The following is a 19,035-nucleotide window of genomic DNA, read 5'->3' on the forward strand; positions in this document are numbered from 1 at the left end:
GGACGGAGAACATCACGGGCGGCCCTCTTGTGCATCGGTCGGTGACGGTTAATCGTCGACAATATCGTCGGCATCGATGACGACGTCAGGGACAGTACACGCTCACCCAGCGCGTGCGGAACGGTGCGGACGTGGCCGGCCGCGTACGCCGGACCGGCCCGTACGCCCACCCGGATCAGCTGAGGAGACCGATGCGCGCGTCAGAACCGGCCGTTCCCTGGCGGCGGTTGCTGCCGACCGCCCTCGTCCCGAACGTGCTGCACGGCTGCGGCCAGGGCGCCGCGATGCCCGTGACACTCCTGGCGGCGAGGGCGCTGACCGGTTCCTCGGCCACCGCCGCGACGGTCGCGGCCCTGCTGACCGTGGGACAGTTGCTGCTGGCCCTGCCGGCCGGATGGCTCGTCGGCCGGTACGGTGAGCGGCGCGTCATGCTCCTGGCGACAGCCGTCACGGCGCTGGGGGGAGCGGCGGCGTACCTCGCACGCTCCCTGTGGCTGCTCGCGGCGGGCGCGCTGGTGATCGGCAGTGGCGCGGCCGTCTTCACCATGGCCCGCCACACCTGGGTCACCGTGGCCGTGCCGGCCCGGGTCCGCGGACGCTCGCTGTCCGCCCTCGCCGGAGCCACGCGGCTTGGCCTGTTCGCCGGCCCCCTGCTGGCCGCCGCCGCCATGCGGCTCACCGGCGATGTCCGGGGCGGCTTCCTGGTCGTCGTCGTCGCGTGCGTCCCGCTGGCGGTCCTGGTCGTGTCGGCGCCCTTCGAGGGGCCGGGAGCCGACGGCGCGGGTGCCGAGGCGGCTCCGCGCGTGCTCCGCACCGTCTGGGAACGCCGCCGGGTGCTGCTCACACTCGGCCTGACACTGTCCGTCGTCAGCACCATGCGGACCACCCGACGCATCCTCGTCCCGCTCGTCGGGACCGCCGTAGGTCTGGACGAGGTCACCGTCACGATCGTGGTCGGCCTCGCCGCCGGGCTCGACTTCTCCCTGTTCCACGCGGGCGGAGTCGTGACCGACCGCTGGGGAAGAGTCGCGGTGGCCCTCCCCGCCCTCGTGGTCTTCGGCGTCTGCCACCTCGGGCTCGCGCTCGCGCCGCACCTGCCGTTCGCGGTGTACTGGTTCCTCGGCAGCACCGCGCTCATGGCCGTCGCCAACGGGTGGAGCGGCGGGGTCGTGCCCACCGTGGGATCGGACCTCGCGGACCCGCGCTCACCCGCCCCCTTCCTCGGATCATGGCGCCTGGCCACCGAACTGGGACCGTCCGCCGCCCCGTTCGCCGTCGCCGGGCTGGCCGGCGCGCTGTCCCTGTCCGCCGCGTGCGCCGCGGTCGCGGCACTGGCGGCGCTGGCCGCGCTGCTCCTCCCGGCCCACGCGCGCCGGTACCTCCCCCGGCGGAGCACCTGAGACGCGGAACACCGCGGGTGCTTATCGGCTCATCACGAACGCTTTCGCACCGGGCATTGCGCTTCCCGGCGTCGGCTTCCGACCATGGCGGGAACCGGAGAGGAGAAGTCACATGACATCCCCAGGGAAGAGACACGGGTCCGGGCGCCGCACGGCAAGCATCATGACGTCCGGAATTCTCGTCGCGATGTGCCTGGCGGCGGCTGCCCCGTCGGCCACCGGAGGCGTCGGCACCACGAATTCCGCCGCGAATCGAGCGGACCGGGATTCCACGGGAACCGTACTGCGTGTGAAGGTGCACGGGAAATCCCTCGAAGGAAATCTGGAGGGTGATTCACCGGTCCGCGACGTCTCAGTGTACCTGCCCCCCGGATACAAGTCCGACCCCCACCGGCGCTACCCCGTTCTCTACATGCTGCACGGATTCACCAACACGGACCTGAGCTACTTCGGCGAGGGCGCCGGGACGCACATCCCCACCATCGCCGACCGGGCGGCCCGGAACGGCACCGTACGCGACATGATCATCGTCACGCCCAACGCGATGACCGTCTACGGCGGCAGCAACTACTCCAGCGGCGCGACCACGGGGGACTGGGAGTCCTTCGTCTCCCGCGACCTGGTGTCGTACGTGGACAAGCACTTCCGTACCGTCGCACGGACCGAGGCCCGCGGGCTGGCGGGTCACTCCATGGGCGGCTACGGCGCGATGCGGATCGGGATGAGGCATCCCGAGGTCTTCTCCTCCCTCTACGTCCTCAGCTCCTGCTGCATCTCCCCGACCAGCAACATCCCGGACACACCGGAGGAGATGGCGGCGTTCGAGGCGTTCACCGAGCGTCCCGACGACTACACCCAGGTCCCCGCGAGCATCAGGACGGCGGTCGCCGCCGCGGCGGCGTGGGCACCCAACCCCGCCAACCCGCCCCTCTACTACGACTCCCCGGTCGAGAACGGTGAACTGCGGCCCTCGGTGATCGCCCGGATGACCGCCAACCGGCCGCTGGCCATGGTCGACCAGTACATCAACAACCTCAGGAAGCACCACATCGCCTTCGACGTCGGCGACGAGGACACCAACATCGCGGCGAACCTCACCGAGTTCGACCGGATCCTGACGTCCTACGGTGTGCCGCACACCTTCGAGGTCTACCACGGCAACCACGGCAACCGCGTCCCCGAGCGCTTCGAGCACGAGGTGCTGCCCTTCTTCTCGAAGCACCTCGCGCGAAAGCCGGCGAAGGAGTCCCCTTGAGCAACACCGACCTGGCCACCGCAACCGGTACCCGGGCCCGTACGGGTGCCACGGCGTTGGCCGACGCCGTGGCGCGCACCGGCTGCACCCACGTCTTCGCCCTCATGGGGGACGGCAACATGCACCTGCTGCTGGCGCTGGAGGAACACGGCGTCGGCGTGGTGGAGGTCCGGCACGAGAGCGCCGCCGTGGCGATGGCCGAGGGATACACCTGGTCCGCGGGCCGGACCGGCATCTGCTCGGTCACCCACGGCCCCGGACTCACCCATGTGGCGACATCGCTGGTGGTCGCGGCACGCAATCGGACGGCGCTCGTCGTGATCGCCGCCGAGACACCCACCGGCTACCAGGGCGCCCAGGCCTTCGACCAGGCGTCCTTCGCCGCCTCGTGCGAAGCGGTCTACCGCCCCATGGGCCCGGGCGAGGCCCCGGAGGACGCCCTCGCCGAGGCGCTCGCCGTGGCGCGTGACGTGTCGCGACCGGTCGTTCTGGGAGTCGCCGCCGACCTGCTCACCTCGCCGGCGGCCGGTCCTCGTACCGGACGAGGACCGGCGGCGCCGCCGCACCGCGCCGGGTCACCCTCCGCCGAGGACGACGCGGTCGCTGCCGACCGGCTGGCCCGGCTGCTCACCGACGCGCAACGGCCGGTGCTGATCGCGGGCCGCGGCGCGGCGGGCAGCCACGCTCCCGACCTCCTGCGCACGCTCGCGGACCACCTGGGCGCCGGCCTGGCCACGACGCTGCCCGCCAAGGGCATGTTCGACGGCCACCCCCTCGACCTGGGCATCGCCGGCGGTCTGGCGCATCCCGCGGCCGAACGCCTGCTCGGCTCCGCCGACCTGGTCGTGGCGTTCGGCGCCGCCATGGGCCGCAGCACCACGCAGTCCCGGCACCTGTTCGCGGGGGCGCACGTCGTCAAGGTCGTCGATGAGGCACCCGGCGCGCAGCCGACGCGGCCGCCGGGGGACGGCGGACGGACGGAGACACTGCGCGGCGACGCGACGGGCACCCTGCGCCGCACCGTCTCCCTGACCCGGGCCCTGACCGGTTCGCGCCGGCCGTGGTTCAGCCCGCTCGGCCCGTCCGCCGACTGCTGGCAGGAGGACCTGCGGGACTTCGCCCCACCCCTCCCCGACGGCACCGTCGACCCCCGGCGCGCGGTCGCCGAGATCAGCGAGCGCCTTCCCGAGGACGCCGTCGTCGTCATCAGCAACGGCCACTGTTCGGGCTTCGCCGCCGCGTTCGTCACCGTGCCCGCCCGGGGCCGCTTCTTCGCCGCCCAGGGCTTCGGCTCCATCGGCCAGGCGCTCACCACGGCCATCGGCGTCGCCCTGGGCGCTCCGGACCGCAAGACCGTGGTCTTCGAGGGGGACGCCGCGTTCATGATGCACGTACAGGAACTGGACACCGCGGCCCGCGCCGGGGCCGACCTGACGGTGTTCGTCCTCAACGACCAGGCGCTGGGCACCGAGTACCAGCGCCTGCACCGCGACGGCGACAACGCCGGGGCCGCGGTCGTCCCGTCCCCCGGCCTCGCCCCGCTCGCCACCGCCTTCGGCGCCCGCTCGGCGACCGTGGACGCGGCCGGGGCCGGGGGAGCCGTCGAGGAGGCCCTGCGCCCCGGACTGGCGGTCGTCGACGTACGCACCGCCCGGTCGGTGCTCAGCCGCCACATGCGGCTCCCGCACACGCCGAACGGCCGGAACGGAGGGACGGAACGGTGAGCGAGGAGCCGACGGCGGACGTCTGCGACCGGTGGGAGGGCACGGTCCGGACCTGCACCGTCCCCCTGCGGTCGTACGGCGGCCGGGCCGGGTTCTCCGGGGTCGTCGACACCGTCTCGTGCCTGGAGGACAACGTGCTCGTGCGCGAGGCCCTGTCCCGGCCGGGACAGGGCCGCGTCCTCGTGGTCGACGGGGCCGGATCGCTGCGCACGGCGCTGATGGGCGACGCCATGGCCGACCTGGCGAGGGAGAACGGCTGGGCGGGGGTGATCGTGCACGGAGCGGTGCGTGACGTGGCCCGGCTGCGCGGGACCGACCTGGGGATACTCGCCCTCGGGTCGAACCCGCGCCGCAGCGGGAAGACCGGAACCGGCACCGCCGGGCAGCCGGTGGTGTTCGGCGGTGTGGTGTTCACACCGGGCGACACCGTGCACGCGGACGAGGACGGTGTCGCCCTGGTGCCCCGCGAGACGGAGTGAGATGACCCGGACACCGCGGTTCGCCATGCAGTTCACCGTGCTCGAACCGGTCCTCACCCGCGGGCACGCCCGCCGGCTGACCGACCTGGCCAGGATGGCCGACGACTACGGCCTGCACTCCATCGGTGTCGGTGACACGGGCTTCCGCCTCAACGAGGCGGCGGCCCGTGTCACGCTGCTCGCGCTCGGCACCACGCACACCTACGTCGGGATGCGCCCCACCAACCCCTGGACCCGCGACCCGCAGATCGCGGCGGCCTTCCTCGCCACCATCGACGGCATCACCGGTGGTCGTGCCTTCATGGAGGTCGCCACGGGCGACTCCGCCGTGCGCAGTGTCGGCCGCCGCCCGGCGACCAGGGCCCGCCTGGAGGAGTACGTCACCTGCGTCCGCGACCTCCTGGCCACCGGCCGCGGACGCTACGACGGGCGCGACATCCGCACCTTCGCCGGCCCCCGCGGCCCGGTCCGCATCTCGGTCGGCGCGGAGGGCCCGCGTATGCTGCGGCTCGCCGGGGCCGTCGGCGATGCCGCCTCCATCGGCACCGGCCTCACCCCCGAGGTCGTCACGTGGTCCCTGGAGCAGCTCCGGGAGGGGGCGCGCGAGCGCGGCCGGCGGGATGCCGCCGAGCCGTGGTTCACCGTCCGCAGCGTCCTGGACGACGACCGGGAGGCCGCACGGGACCGGCTGCGTCCCTCGCTCGCCTCGATCCTGCACCACAGCATGCGGCACGGAGTCGAGGGCCGGCTGGTCCCCGGACGCCACCACGCGGCGGTGCGGGAGTACGTGCACCGCTACACCCTGGCGGACCACCAGCGGGCCGGTGGCGGCAACGCGCGGCTGATGGGGGAGCTGGGACTGGACGGCTTCGCGATGGACCGCTGGGGCATGGCGGGCGACGCGGCCGACTGGATCCGGCGCATCGAGGAACTGACCGCCCGCGGCGTGCACCGCGTGTGGCTGGCCAACCGTGGCGGCCTCGACGAACTGGAGCGCGCGCTGCGGACCTTCGGGGAGGAGGTGCTGCCCCGGGTGCGCTGAGCGGCACACGGGCGGGGCCCGGCACGCGGGATGCGTGCCGGGCCCCGTTCGCGTGCGGGCCGGTCAGGGCAGCAGCTTCTGCCAGAAGGCGAGGTTGTGCTCCTTGGGGAAGTCGCGGCTCGCCTTGGAGCAGGCGGCCGGGGCGTCGCCGCTCGCCGGTGAGGTGTCGCAGGCGGCGAGGGACATCAGCGCGCCCGTCCGGTCGCTGAACCTCGGCCAGGACGGGGTGTCCGGGCCGTTGGGGTCGCCGGACGCGGTGAACCGGTCCCAGTACTCGATCATCTGCCGGGAGAGTTCGAGCTGGTCGTCGTCGTAGGGGAGGGTCTGGCCGAGGTAGTCCCAGAGGTAGCCGAGGTCGTCGACGTGGATGGCTCCGCCGAACGGGAAGTCACGGGCCGCCGGGCTCTCCTGCTGGATGCGGAAGATGGACGCGAAGTGCGGCGTGTCGCTCTCGGCGAACTCGTAGGCGTAGGCCGGCACCCATTTCGACAGGGTGCGGATGAGCTGCCAGCGGGTGTGGGAGGTGGAGCCGTTCTGGACGTCGGTCCACGCCTCGCCCGGGGTGCGGTAGTCGCCGAGGGGGTACTCGGCGAGGACCGCGTCGGCGTCCTCGCCGTAGGCGGAGCGGACGGCGGCCTCGTACTGGGCGGCCGTCATCGGCGTACCGAGGTAGTCGTAGTTCTGGAAGGTGGACAGGCCGCGTTCGCTGTCGGTCTGGCCCAGCATGACCGGGACCCGGTTGAACCGGCCGGTCTGCACCGCGGTCGCCGGGTTGACCGGGAAGGCGCGTCCGCCGGTGGAGAGGCCGACGCCGGCCTTCTTCTGCGCGGCGAGCAGGTCGGCGGCGGGCTTGGCGCGCAGGCAGGCCAGGACGTCGGCGGCGGTGGCGCAGCCGGCCTCCTCGGCGAAGGCGGTGCTCTGCGCCTGACCGGCGGCGGCGGACTGGAGGTTGCAGCCGCCGCTCATGAGGACGGCGCGGGAGAAGAGGCCCTCGGCGGTGGGGGAGGCGAGGTGGTCGCAGACCGAGCCGGCGCCGGCGGACTGGCCGGCGATGGTGACGTTGTCCGGGTCGCCGCCGAACCGGGAGATGTTGGAGTGCACCCAGCGCAGGGCGGCCTGCTGGTCGAGGAGGCCGTAGTTGCCGGGGCCGTCCTCGCTCTCCGCCCGCAGCTGGGGGAGGTTGAGGGTGCCGAGGACACCGAGGCGGTAGTTGATGGTGACGACGATCGCGCCGGTCTGGGTGACGAACCTGCGCGGGTTGGTGTCCTGGCCGGCGCCGCCGGTGAAGCCGCCGCCGTGGATCCAGACCAGGACGGGTGTCTTCGCGCGGGCGGTGTCGGGGACGTAGACGTTGAGGCCGAGGCAGTCCTCGGTGGTGATGGTCTTCTCGTAGCCGGGGTCCCAGCCGGGGTTCTGCGCGCACCGGTCGCCGAAGGAGGTGGCGTCGCGGACGCCGGACCACTTCGCGGCGGACCGGGGTGCCTGCCAGCGGTCGGCCCGGGCGTAGGGGATGCCGAGCCAGGCGTCGTAGCCGGTGCGGTCGGTGCCGCGGACCTTGCCGTGGCTGGTCTGCACCACGTCCGAGGCGGGCCGGCTGCCCGCCGACGTGGACGACTGGGCCTGCGCGGCGAGCGGGGTGAGGCCCAGGGCGAGCAGGCCGAGGGCGGTGAGGGTGGCGCGGACGGTGCCGCGCCGGGTGCGGGACGGTCTCATGGCTCCCTGGTTTCTGCGTGCGGGTGTGCCGGAAACGGTCGACGGAGCGAGGACGTCAGGAGAGCCAGAAGTCGCAGCGGTGGTCGGCCGAGTAGTCGCTGATCACCTTGCTGGCCCCGGCCGTGCGCAGCTGCATGACCGGCCAGTTCGCCGCCTCGGTGTAGCGCGGCCAGGCGGGCTCGCCCTTGGCCTTCGGAGCGCCGCTGTGGGCGAAGGCGCCCCAGTAGGCGATCATCTGGTCGGCCAGCTTCTCCTGCCGTGCGGTGAGGGGCTTCTCGCCGAGGGTGAAGTCGAAGAGGTAGGCGAGTTCGGCGCTGTGCGCGTTCGACATGTCCTTGCCGGGGATGGTGAAGCCGTACAGCGTCGGCGAGGTCGGGTCGTCGAACTCGTACCGGTAGACGGGCGCCTCGGCGGAGATCAGCTGCGCGGCCTGCTGGTTGGTGCAGGCACGCTGGACGTCGGTCCGGATCTGCGTGAGGGCGTCCCAGGGGTTGTCGAAGTCCGCCAGCGGATACAGCTCCAGCACGCGCTCGGCCCGGTCGCCGTAGTCCTCGCGGACCCGCTCCTCGAAGCCCTCCGGTGTGAGGCCGGCGAACGCCTCGGAGGCGAGGCGGTTCTCGGAGCGGGTGTTGCCGGTCATTACCGGCACCGCGTTCCAGGTTCCGTCGGCCAGCGCCTGCCGGAACGTCTTGGGCAGCACGGAACCGCCGACCTTGGAACCGCCCAGGTACTCGCCCTGGTGGGCGACGAGGGTGCCCGGCCACGCCTTGCGCAGGCAGGCGACGACGGTGGCTTCGTCGGTGCAGCCGACGGCCTCGGCGTACGAGGCGCCGCTTCGCTCACCGGCGGCGAGCGTCGACTGCGACTGGAGGCACTGGGAGCTCTGCACCGCGGCCTTGTCGAACAGGCCGCGCGCGGACGGCATGGCCATCAGGTCGCAGACGGCGCCGCCGCCGGCGGACTGGCCGGCGATGGTGACGTTGCCGGTGTCGCCGCCGAAGCGGGCGATGTTGTCCTGGACCCACCGGAGGGACGCCACCTGGTCCATGCGGGCGTAGTTGCCGGAGCCGCCCGGGGTCTGTTCGCTCAGCGCCGGGTGGGCGAGGAAACCGAGGGCGCCGAGGCGGTAGTTGACGGTGACGACGATGACGTCGCTCTTGGCGGCCATGCTGCCGCCGCCGTAGATGACGCCGGTGCCCTGGGTGTTGGCGCCGCCGTGGAACCACACCAGTACGGGCAGCCGGGCGCCGGGCCTGGTGCCGCTCGGGCGGTAGACGTCCAGGTAGAGGCAGTCCTCGCTGACGGCCTGCTCCTCCCGTACGCCGGAGGGCTGGAACTGGAGACAGGCGGGCGACTGCCGGTCCGCCTCGCGTACGCCCTTCCAGGACGCGGGCGCGGCGGGCGGTGCGAAGCGCAGGTCCCGTACGGGCGGGGCGGCGTACGGCAGTCCCAGGAACCGGTCCGCCCGGTCGGCGGTGACCCCTTGGACCAGGCCGCTGTCCGTCCGCACGACGGGAGCGGCGCGGCTCGCGTCCGGTCCGGAGGCCGAGCTGGCGGTGGACGCGGAGGCCACCAGGGCGAGGGCCGGCAGCAGGGCGGTCGCCGCGAGCGCGGCCAGGGGGCGCGTCAAGGCACGTCGGAACACACAACCTCCAAGTGAGGAGCCGCCGTCACGTGACCGGCGGGGCGAGCTGTGGGATGTGAGTTGTCTGTGGCCGACTGCGAACGTAACCGGTCGGCAATATTGTCAGCAATATGCGCGACATATTTTCTTCGGCCGGTGAAGGCACGTCGTGCGCGGCCACCTTCTCGCTGACCTGGGGATGAGCGGCGGTTTCGGCAGTCGAACGCGCGACTGCCGTCAACTGCCCTCCTCACTTGAAGTGTTGACCACGGACGCCACCCCGTCGACACTCGGTCCGCACCCGCCCGGCACCGCACCCGGGACCGGGCGACCTCCTCCGCCCGGTCCGTGTCGGGGGAGCGCCGGGCGGCGTGCCTGACGACGTGCGCCCCAGGGAAGGGAACGCCCCATGCCTCACTCCGACGACCGCATTCCGCCCGTTCGCAGCCGCCGGGACGTCCTGAAGGGGTTCGGCTCCGCGGCGGCGGCCGTCGCCTTCCTCGCACTGCTGGAACCGTCCGCGGCGGCCGGGCCCGCCGACCGCGGCTCCAGGGTCCGCGGGCTGCTGGCCCGGTTGACCCTGGACGAGAAGATCTCCCTGGTGCACGGCGCGACCGACCCCGAGCGCCTGGGGCAGGCCGGCTACCTGCCCGGCGTGCCCCGGCTCGGCATACCGCCGCTGAGGATGAGCGACGGCCCGGCCGGCATCAACGTCGCCGCCTCCGCCACCGGCCTTCCTCCCGTGTCCACGCTGGCCGCCTCCTTCAACCCCGATCTGGCCCGCGAGTACGGCGAGGTGATGGGGCGGGAGGGCCGCGCCCTGCGGATGGACGTCCTGCTGGCCCCGCAGATCGAGCTGTCCCGTGCCCCCTTCTTCAGCCGCAACAAGGACCAGACCGGCGAGGACCCCTACCTCAACGCGCGGCTCGCCGTCGCCCAGGTCGAGGGTGTCCAGGGCCAGGGCATGCTCGCCATGGCCAAGCACTACCTCGCCAACAACCAGCGCAACGGCGAACTGAACCGCTCCGACCCCGACGACCCGGCGACCAACTTCGACTTCCGCGTCGACGACCGCACCCTCCACGAGATCTACCTGCCGGCCTGGGAGGCGGTGGTCCGCGCCAAGGTCTCCTCGGTGATGGCCGCCTACAACCACCTCAACGGCGAGTGGAACACCGAGAACCGCACCACCCTGACCGGCGTCCTCCACGGCGAACTCGGCTTCGAGGGCTTCGTCGCCTCCGACTGGGGCGCCACCCACGGCGTCAGCGTCGAGGACGGCCTCGACCTGCAGATGCCGGACGGCTCCTACTTCGGCGACCCGCTCAAGCAGGCCGTCCAGGACGGCACCGTCCCCGAGTCGGCCGTCGACACCGCGGTCACCCGCATCCTCGGCCAGTACGACCGCTTCGGCCTGCTGGACGGCAGCCGCGAGTCCGCCCGCCCGTCCATCGACATCGAGGCCGGCGCCCGTACCGCCCGCGCGGTCGCCACCCAGGGCGCGGTCCTGCTCGCCAACGACGGCACGCTGCCGCTCGGCCGGGCCGCGCTGCGCTCACTGGCCCTGATCGGACCGACCGCCGCGCAGGTCGCCGTGTCCGTCTCCGGGGAGCGGGCCTACGGCTTCGAGGACCGCATGGTCTCCCCGCTGGACGCCCTGCGACGCGGCGGGGCCGCCGACCCGCGCCACGCCGTCGGCGTGGACCTCACCGGCACCACCGTGCCGGCCGACGTGCTCACGCCCGCGGACGGCACCGGCCGCGGACTGACGCGCACCACCCCCACGGGCGGTGGCGCGACCACCGACGCCACCGTCGACTTCACCGGCGACCAGGCACTCCCCACCGGCTCCTCCTGCGTCTGGGCCGGCACCCTCACGCCGCCGGTGAGCGGCGAGTACCAGCTGATGATCCAGGCCTGGCGAGGGGCGGCCTCGCTCTCCCTCGACGGCCGCCAGATCGGCTCGGCCGCCTCCCCCCGGGACGGCTTCGCCCGCAAGTGGTCCAGCATCGTGCCGACCACCGACGGCCTCGACAACGAACTGGCGACGGTCACGCTGACCGGCGGCCGGGCGTACCCGATCCGGATCGCCCTCACCGGCTGGGCGGACACCGTCCACGACCGCGGACCCGTCCAGGTGCGCCTGGCCTGGGTCACCCCCGAGCAGCGCGCGGCCGGCATCCGGGCCGCCGCGCGCCTGGCCGGGCAGGTGCACACACCGGTCGTGTTCGCCTTCAACGGCTCGGGCGGCTCCACCGGCGGGGGCGGCGACCGCACCACCCTCGCGCTCCCCCTCCACCAGGACGAACTGATCGAGGCGGTGGCCGCCGCCAACCCCCGTACGGTCGTCGTCCTCAACGTCGGCGACCCGGTCACCATGCCCTGGCGCGAGAAGGCCGCCGCCGTCCTGCTCGCCGGATACACCGGTCAGGAGGGCGGCTGGGCCACCGCGGACCTGCTGCTCGGCCGCGCCAACCCGGGCGGCAAGCTCACCATGACCTTCCCGCGGCGGGAGGCCGACCACCCGACCCTCGACCCCGCGCACCCGGAGCGCTACTTCGGCGTCGACGGCGTGGTCACCTACAGCGAGGGGGTCTTCACCGGCTACCGGCACTTCGACCGGGCGGACGTCGACCCGCTCTTCTGCTTCGGCCACGGACTGTCCTACACCCGGTTCGGTTACGGGCGGCTGACGGTGAGCGCCGTGCGCGGCGGCCTGGAGGTGTCGTTCACCGTCACCAACACCGGCGACCGGCGCGGCGCCGAGGTCCCGCAGGTCTACGTCGGCCCGGCCCCCCGCACACCCGTCGAGATGCCGGTCAGGACCCTGGCCGCCTTCGAACGGGTGGAACTGCGCCCGGGGCAGTCCCGCCGGCTCACCCTGCGCGTCGACGAGCGCCGCCTGTCCTACTGGGACACCGGCAAGGGACGCTGGGTCCTGCCCGCCGGCCGGCGCAGGGTCGAGGTCGGCTCCTCCTCCCGCGACATCCGCCTCACGGGGACCGGCACGCCGCGCTAACCGGAGACCACCGGCGCACGCCGGGTGGGGCCCGGCCGCCAGACAGTACACGCTTTCCTGAATTCAGGGGAGCGTGTACTGTCACGGTGTGCTGACTGTCGCCCCCGACATCGAGGTGCTGGCCCGGTTCGGCCGCGCGCTCGCCGACCCCCTCCGCTGCCGCGTCCTGCTCGCCCTGCGGGACGCCCCCCGCTACCCGGCCGACCTGGCCGAGGCGCTGGACGTCTCCCGCACCCGGCTCTCCAACCACCTGGCGTGCCTGCGCGACTGCGGCCTGGTCGTCGCCGTGCCCGACGGCCGCCGCACCCGCTACGAACTGGCCGACGACCGCCTCGGCCACGCCCTGGACGACCTGCGCAGCGCCGTCGTGGCCGTCGAGACCGACCGGACCTGCGCCGACGCCGACGCGAAGGGCTGCTGCCGACCATGACCGCCCGGACACCGGAGCCCCGCGGTCTCCACCCGGCCCGCCGCGACGCGCTCGCCCGCCGGATACGCCTGCTGGTCGCGGCCACGATCGCCTACAACGTCGTCGAAGCGGTCGCCGCCCTCACCGCCGGCACCCTCGCCTCCTCCACCGCCCTGATCGGCTTCGGGCTCGACTCCGTCATCGAGGTCTCCTCCGCGGCGGCGGTCGCCTGGCAGTTCTCCGCCTCCGGGCACGAGCTGCGCCAGGCCCGCGAACAGCGGACGCTGCGGATCATCGCCGTCTCCTTCTTCGCCCTCGCCGCGTACGTCGCCCTCGACGCCCTCCGCACGCTGACCGGCGGCGGAGAGCCCGAACGGTCCGTGGCCGGCATCGTGATCGCGGCCCTCTCCCTGGCGGTCATGCCCTTCCTGTCCGCCGCCCAGCGCCGCGCCGGCCGCGAACTGGACTCCGCGAGCGCGGTCGCCGACTCCCGGCAGACGCTGCTGTGCACCTACCTCTCCGCGGCGCTCCTGGCGGGCCTGGTCCTGAACGCCGCCCTCGGCTGGTCCTGGGCCGATCCCGCCGCCGCTCTCGTCATCGCCGCCCTCGCCGCGAAGGAGGGCCTCGACGCCTGGCAGGGCAAGGGGTGCTGCGCGCCGTCGGCGGGCGTGACGGCACAGGGGTGCGGCGACCGCCCGTCCGGATGCGGCTGCTGTGACGTCACCGGGCCGCGTGTGCGGGCGGACGGCCGCTGAGACCACCGGCCCCCGGGGAGCCGGGCCGCGGCCCGGCTCCCCACAGGTGACTCGCGCTCGTGGACGGTCCGCTCCCGGACGCGCGCCGCCTCCGAATGCGCGACATCTCCGGACGCGCGCCGCCTTCACAGCCAAGGCAAAGGCGCGCCTAACCGTTTCCTCAGGCGGCGTCCGGACAATCCTCGGCATGAACACCTCTCACCTGTCACGACGCGGTTTTCTCGCCGCCTCGTTCGGCGCGGCCCTCCTCGGCGCCACTTCCTGCGGCAACTCCTCCGACGGCTCCGGTGCCTCGGCGTCCAGCTCCTCCGCGGCGCCCAGCGGCACCTCCGCCACCGAGGCCGCCACGACCGGCGCCGCCGAGGAACCGCCCAGCCTGGAGAGCCTGACCTCGGAGGTGAAGAGCACGTTCCAGCAGTTCACGTACGAGGACTCCCAGACGGGGAAGTCCCTGCCCTACAACCTGTACGTCCCCGAGGACTACGACGCCGGCAAGTCCTACCCCCTCGTGCTCTACATCGCCGACTCCAGCCTGGTCGGCCAGGACGTCACCGCCCCGCTGTCGCAGTACGGCGCACTGATCTGGGCCAGCGCCGACGAACAGGCCAAGCACGCCGGCTTCGTCCTCGTCCCCGAGTTCCCGTCCGTCATCATCGACGACCACGGCAGCTACACCACCACGGACTACGTCGAGATGACCACCCGCCTGCTCAGCTCGGTCACCGGCGAGTACAGCATCGACGACAAGCGGATCTACGGCACCGGCCAGTCGATGGGCTGCATGACGGTCATGTACCTGGCCGCCCAGCACCCCGACCTGTTCGCCGCCGAGCTGTTCGTCTCCGGCCAGTGGGATGTCGGTGAACTGGACGGCCTGGCCGAGCAGAAGTTCTTCTACATCGCCGCCGGCGGCGACGAGAACGCCTCCGGCGGCCAGGCCGACGTCAAGGACATGCTCAAGGAAGCCGGGGTCTCGTACCAGAGCGCCACCTGGGACGCGACCTGGTCCGCCGAGGAGTACGCCACCGCCGCCGAGAAGCTCTTCGCCGCGGGTGACGACATCAACTTCGCCACCTTCAAGACCGGCACCGTCCTGGAGGCCTCCGACTCCTCCTCCTCTTCCGGACCGGCCATGAACAGCGAACACATGGCCTCCTTCGAACCCGCCTACAGGATCACCGCCCTGCGCGACTGGCTCTTCGAGCAGAAGGCGGCCTGAGACCGGGCCGGCCGGCCCGCGCGCCGCTGCGACGCGCGGGCCGGGTACGGGCCGGTAAAAAATGGCAGCGATATTGCTGTGCATATTGTTAACAATCTTGTAGCGTGCGTAGCGCCTCGGCCCCGAGGCATCGGCGATGTACTTGATGCTCAGTGAGGGGAGACCCCGTGCAGCGGCTCTCTGCGTCCTTCGGACGCGACGCACTCACCCGTCCGACCGGTACAGGTAAAGGACACTCCGTGACCCGCACACGTTTCCTGAAGGGCGCGGCGTTCGCGGGTTCCCTCGTCCTCGCGGCGGTCGCGATACCGGTCTCCGCCGCGGTGGCGGCTCCCGCCGCCGGCCGCGGCCACGCGGTGGACCGTGAGGACGCGGCGCTGGACTTCGACTCCGCCGCCTACACGACGATCACCGTCACCGTCGACGGCCGGCCGACGAACGTGCGCTGGTACAAGCAGATCTGCTATGTCGCGAACCCGGTCGCGGCGGCGGCGCAGCAGCCCGGTGGCCCCGGCGGCGGCACGACGACGATCACCGACACCGCCTGCGGCTACCAGAGCATGAACGTGTTCGTGCCCGAGAGCGCCTTCGGCGACCAGCGCGCCCCGGTCTACTTCGCCGTGAACAACAGCGGCTGGAAGGCCAGCTACCTGCGGGCGAGCGTCACCGCCGGCACCTCCTACGACAGCGCGACCAGCACCGTCGGCGCCGCGCTGAAGGCCGGCTACGTCTTCGTCGACGTCGCCAACCGCAGCCGCGGCCTGGTCGGAGCGGACGGTACGGCTCCCGGCAAGGCCCCCGCGGCGGTGGTCGACGCCAAGGCGGCCGTCCGCTACCTGCGTCTCAACGACGCCGCGATGCCCGGCAGCGCGGAGCGCATCGTCATCAACGGCACCAGCGGCGGCGGCGCCCTGGTGTCGATCCTGGGCGCCTCCGGCAACAGCGCCGAGTACAACTCCCACCTCGCCGCCATCGGCGCCGCCGGTATCGACGCCAAGGGCCGCAGCACCCTGCGCGACGACGTCTTCGCCGTCAACGCGTACTGCCCGATCACCGACCTCGGCAACGCCGACATCGCCTACGAGTGGCTCTACAACGTCCTCGGCACCCGCGACGCCACCGGCTCCAACCCCTCGCCGTCGGAGGCCGCCGAGATCGCGGCCCGGTTCGCGGCGTACGAGAAGAGCCTCGGGCTGCGCAACCCCGACGGCTCCAGGCTCACCGCCGCGACCATGCTCGACACCATCAAGAAGGAAGTCGTCCGCTCCGCCGAGACCTATCTGACAGCGGACCCGGCCCACACGATCCCCCCGCTGGGCGGCACCTTCGAGATCACCTCCCGCGGCACCACCGTGTCGTACGTCAACGACTGGATCGACGTCGACACCGCCACCGGCAAGGTGCGCTCCGTCGACATGACGAAGTACCTCGCGTTCGTCGCCACGCAGGCCACGCTGAAGACGACCCCCGCCTTCGACGGCGTGGGTGTCGACGGGAACGTCACCAGCGGCACCGAGACCGACCTGTTCGGCCCGCCGACGCAGAGGTACCTGAACTACACCGAGTACAGCTGGAACCACAACGACGTCGCCGGCGACGGCAGCGGCCTCGACGACACGGGGCTGACCTGGAAGCAGTACACCGCGAAGAAGAGCACCACCGTCGACGACCAGGTGCACCTGATCAACCCGATGGACTTCATCGGCACCAAGGCCGACACCGCGCCCAACTGGTACGTCCGGCACGGCACCCGCGACCGGGACACCGCGTTCACCGTGTCCGTCAACCTCGACCGGGCGCTCGCCGCCGACAAGCAGGTCGAGAACCTGAACTACCAGCTCGCCTGGAACCAGCCGCATGCCGGCAACTACGACGTGCCCGAGGCCATGGCCTGGATCGCCGAGGTCGTCGGCAAGGCCGGTGACCCGCTCGCCGGTCACAAGGGCTGAACCGCCCGTGCCCCCGGAGGCGGACAGCCGGTGCGGCCCCGCGCCGGAGAGGTGACCAGGGGGCGGGTCAGGCCGACTGGCGGACGACGATCGGCGCGGGCGGCGGACGCAGGCCGTCCGTGCCGAGGCCCGGGGCCGGGCGGGCGCTGAGCCGGCCGTGGGCCTCGGCGCCGACATGGACGGTGGTCGGCCCGGGGGTCGTGCAGGCCGTACCCATGTCCGTCGGAGCCGTCGTCGTCGAAGCCGATGACGGCTCCGGCGTCGTCCGGTATGCGGCGGCCGATGTCGCGTAGGGCATGAGGACGCGCAGGGCGACGTCCCACCTCGTGGAGCACGGCCACACCGCCATGGCCCTGCCCGACACGGGGTCCCTGCCCGACACCGGGTCCCCGCTCGCCGCGACCCGGCTGGCGTTCACCGGAGTCGCCGCGCGCCACTTGGACATTCGCCCCCCGGGGCCTTCGTCGCGCCGCCCGCCCCGCGGGCCGGCGCACCGCCATTCCAGGGACCCGGGCCGGCCCACGGGATGCGGGCTCGTCAGGCGGCGTGCTGTACGCGGCCGTCGCCACGCCGGGGCCCGGGATGGCATTTTCCGTCTCCAGGGGCGCGGTTCCCGTCGGATTCGGGCCTTGCGGGGCACCTGGCTCGCCTCGCCCTGGCGGCGCGCCCCATAGTTCCCAGGGCAAACGGCCGACGGTGGCACGTCTGCCGTCGCGAAGGAGTCTGGAATGGGTGCAGCAGTGGTGGAACAACGCCGTGAGCGGCGTACGGCGACGCTTGTCATGGCCTGTCTGGGGGTGTTCGTCGGCTATCTGCCGGTGACCACGGTCTCCGTGAGCCTGCCGGTCATGCAACAGGCCCTCGGCGCGTCGACGGCCGACCTGTCCTGGGTGTCGGACGCCTTCGTGCTGCCGGTGGCCGCGCTGATCCTGACCGCGGGGGTCTTCGGCGACGTCCACGGACGCAAGAAGGTCTTCCAGGCGGGTCTCGGATTCTGCGTGGTGGGTGCCGGAGTGGCCCTGTCGGCCCAGTCCATCACCCAGGTGTGGGCCGGACAGGCCCTGCTGGGCGTGGGCGCCGCCGCGCTGCTGCCGATGACCCTGGGGCTCATCAGCCACGCCGTCCCCGACCCGCGCGAGCGGGGCAAGTACATCGGGCTGTGGACGACTTCGATGATGGGCTCCCTGGCCGTCGGCCCGCTCGTCGCGGGCGTCGTCGTCGAGCACGCCGCCTGGCGCTGGATCTACCTGCTGCCCATCCCGCTGTCGTTGCTCACGATGGTCCTCGCGGGTTTCGTGCTGACGGAGTCCACGGCGCAGGCCGGCCGGAAGCTGGACTGGCCGGGACAGATCACCGCCGCACTCGCGATCGTCGCCCTGGTCTACGGCGTCATCGAGGGCGGGGCCTCCTCCTTCGGCGACGCGCGGGTGATCGTCGCCCTGGCCGTCGCGGTCTGCTCCGGCGCGGCGTTCGTGGTGTTCGAGCGGCGCAGCCCGAGCCCGATGCTCGACCTGACGCTCTTCCGCAGCGCCGCCTTCACCGGCTCGGCGCTGGTCGTCATGATCAGCTTCCTCGGCCTGATCGGCTTCTTCTTCGTCCTCAGCCTGTACCTCGGCCTGGTGCAGCAGCTCAGCACCCTGGAGGCGGGCCTGCGGCTGCTGACGATCACGGTGATTCCGATGATCCTGGGGGGCGTCGTGGGACGACTGATGCGCCACCTGTCGCCCCGCGTGCTGATCACCGGCGGCCTGGTCGTCACGGCCGTGGCCCTCTTCACGCTGACGAACGTCGGGACCGACACGTCCTTCGTGTCACTGGGCTGGCGGCTGGCCCTGCTGGGCCTCGGGCTCGGACTGGCCTTCCCCTGCATCACCGCGACCGCCGTCTCCTCGGTGCCGCATCACCAGGCGGGCATGGCGGCGGCGGGCAACAACGCCTTCCGTCAGGTCGGCGGCGCTCTGGGCCCCGCCATCCTGGGCACCCTCCTGACCGCTGAGGGAGCCGGCACCCTGCCCGGCCACCTCGCCGACGCCGGACTGTCCGACCCGGTCAGCCGCGAGATCGTGCGCGCCGTGGACGCCGACGGCCTCGGAGCCGTCGCCGGCCTGCCGCTGGGCGCGGACACCGGGCCGGCCCTGCACGCGCTGTCCCAGTCCTTCCTGGACGGACTCCAGCTGTGCCTGGTGGTCTCGGGCGTCCTCATGCTGTTCGGCGCCGCGGTCGCGGCCCTGCTGCTGCGCCCCGCGCAAGGAGGCCGGGCCGTCGCCTCGGGCGGCGGCCGGCCGGCCGAGGCGGAACGGCGCCAGGTCACCGCAGCGGCGGCGACCGACCGGCCGTAACTCCAGCGCCTTCGGGTCCGGAAGCCGCCCGCCGCGGACCGTGCCGCTCGCCTCCCGCCCCCCATGCGGGCGGCCCGGCGCCGGGGCGGGGGCCGTACCGTCCCGGCC

The 19,035-nt window shown here is 72.9% G+C and carries 14 protein-coding genes; 11 read left to right on the forward strand and 3 right to left on the reverse strand.

Going from position 1 to position 19,035, the window contains the following annotated elements; translation table 11 throughout:
- Positions 1-191 precede the first annotated feature (191 nt).
- The 5 genes from ACVV2G_RS12815 (at position 192) to ACVV2G_RS12835 (ending at position 5,900) form a co-directional block, all read left to right on the forward strand.
- A complete protein-coding gene (locus ACVV2G_RS12815) occupies positions 192-1,400 on the forward strand; it encodes an MFS transporter (protein WP_453842795.1) in 1,209 nt (402 codons plus the stop codon).
- 355 nt (positions 1,401-1,755) lie between these two features.
- A complete protein-coding gene (locus tag ACVV2G_RS12820; protein WP_453842796.1) occupies positions 1,756-2,655 on the forward strand; it encodes an alpha/beta hydrolase in 900 nt (299 codons plus the stop codon).
- Positions 2,652-4,379, forward strand: coding sequence for a thiamine pyrophosphate-binding protein (locus ACVV2G_RS12825; RefSeq protein ID WP_453842797.1), 1,728 nt, complete (start codon positions 2,652-2,654; stop codon positions 4,377-4,379). Before ACVV2G_RS12820 ends, ACVV2G_RS12825 begins: the two co-directional genes overlap by 4 nt.
- Positions 4,376-4,858: a ribonuclease E activity regulator RraA gene (rraA, locus tag ACVV2G_RS12830; RefSeq protein ID WP_453842798.1), complete on the forward strand. Its 483-nt coding sequence runs from the start codon at positions 4,376-4,378 to the stop codon at positions 4,856-4,858. The genes ACVV2G_RS12825 and rraA overlap by 4 nt, the downstream gene beginning before the upstream one ends.
- Before the next feature lies 1 nt (position 4,859).
- Positions 4,860-5,900: an LLM class flavin-dependent oxidoreductase gene (locus ACVV2G_RS12835; RefSeq protein ID WP_453842799.1), complete on the forward strand. Its 1,041-nt coding sequence runs from the start codon at positions 4,860-4,862 to the stop codon at positions 5,898-5,900.
- Between the two features lie 63 nt (positions 5,901-5,963).
- Here the strand turns inward: ACVV2G_RS12835 and ACVV2G_RS12840 are convergent, their stop codons facing one another.
- A complete protein-coding gene (locus ACVV2G_RS12840) occupies positions 5,964-7,613 on the reverse strand; it encodes a carboxylesterase/lipase family protein (RefSeq protein WP_453842800.1) in 1,650 nt (549 codons plus the stop codon).
- Between the two features lie 55 nt (positions 7,614-7,668).
- A complete protein-coding gene (locus tag ACVV2G_RS12845) occupies positions 7,669-9,243 on the reverse strand; it encodes a carboxylesterase/lipase family protein (protein ID WP_453842801.1) in 1,575 nt (524 codons plus the stop codon).
- 403 nt (positions 9,244-9,646) lie between these two features.
- On the opposite strand from ACVV2G_RS12845, the gene ACVV2G_RS12850 reads away from it, so the two are divergent.
- From ACVV2G_RS12850 to ACVV2G_RS12870, 5 genes are all read left to right on the forward strand, one after another.
- Positions 9,647-12,256, forward strand: a complete 2,610-nt coding sequence (locus ACVV2G_RS12850) for a glycoside hydrolase family 3 protein (RefSeq protein WP_453842802.1) — start codon at positions 9,647-9,649, stop codon at positions 12,254-12,256.
- An 88-nt stretch (positions 12,257-12,344) separates the two neighbouring features.
- The gene (locus ACVV2G_RS12855) at positions 12,345-12,686 is read left to right on the forward strand and encodes an ArsR/SmtB family transcription factor (protein WP_453842803.1); all 342 of its coding nucleotides are present in this window, start codon (positions 12,345-12,347) and stop codon (positions 12,684-12,686) included.
- A complete protein-coding gene (locus ACVV2G_RS12860) occupies positions 12,683-13,420 on the forward strand; it encodes a cation efflux transmembrane domain-containing protein (RefSeq protein ID WP_453842804.1) in 738 nt (245 codons plus the stop codon). The genes ACVV2G_RS12855 and ACVV2G_RS12860 overlap by 4 nt, the downstream gene beginning before the upstream one ends.
- Before the next feature lie 187 nt (positions 13,421-13,607).
- Positions 13,608-14,639, forward strand: coding sequence for a carboxylesterase family protein (locus tag ACVV2G_RS12865; protein ID WP_453842805.1), 1,032 nt, complete (start codon positions 13,608-13,610; stop codon positions 14,637-14,639).
- Positions 14,640-14,878: 239 nt separating this feature from the next.
- On the forward strand, positions 14,879-16,588 hold the full coding sequence (locus ACVV2G_RS12870) for a subtype B tannase (RefSeq protein WP_453842806.1): 1,710 nt from the start codon (positions 14,879-14,881) through the stop codon (positions 16,586-16,588).
- 67 nt (positions 16,589-16,655) lie between these two features.
- On the opposite strand, the gene ACVV2G_RS12875 is transcribed toward ACVV2G_RS12870, so the two are convergent.
- Entirely contained in the window at positions 16,656-17,033 is a 378-nt protein-coding gene (locus tag ACVV2G_RS12875) for a hypothetical protein (protein ID WP_453842807.1), read from the reverse strand.
- A gap of 283 nt (positions 17,034-17,316) precedes the next feature.
- Between ACVV2G_RS12875 and ACVV2G_RS12880 the strand changes: the two genes are divergently transcribed.
- On the forward strand, positions 17,317-18,927 hold the full coding sequence (locus tag ACVV2G_RS12880; protein WP_453842808.1) for an MFS transporter: 1,611 nt from the start codon (positions 17,317-17,319) through the stop codon (positions 18,925-18,927).
- Positions 18,928-19,035 lie beyond the last annotated feature (108 nt).

Source organism: Streptomyces sp. JK94 (assembly GCF_053613315.1).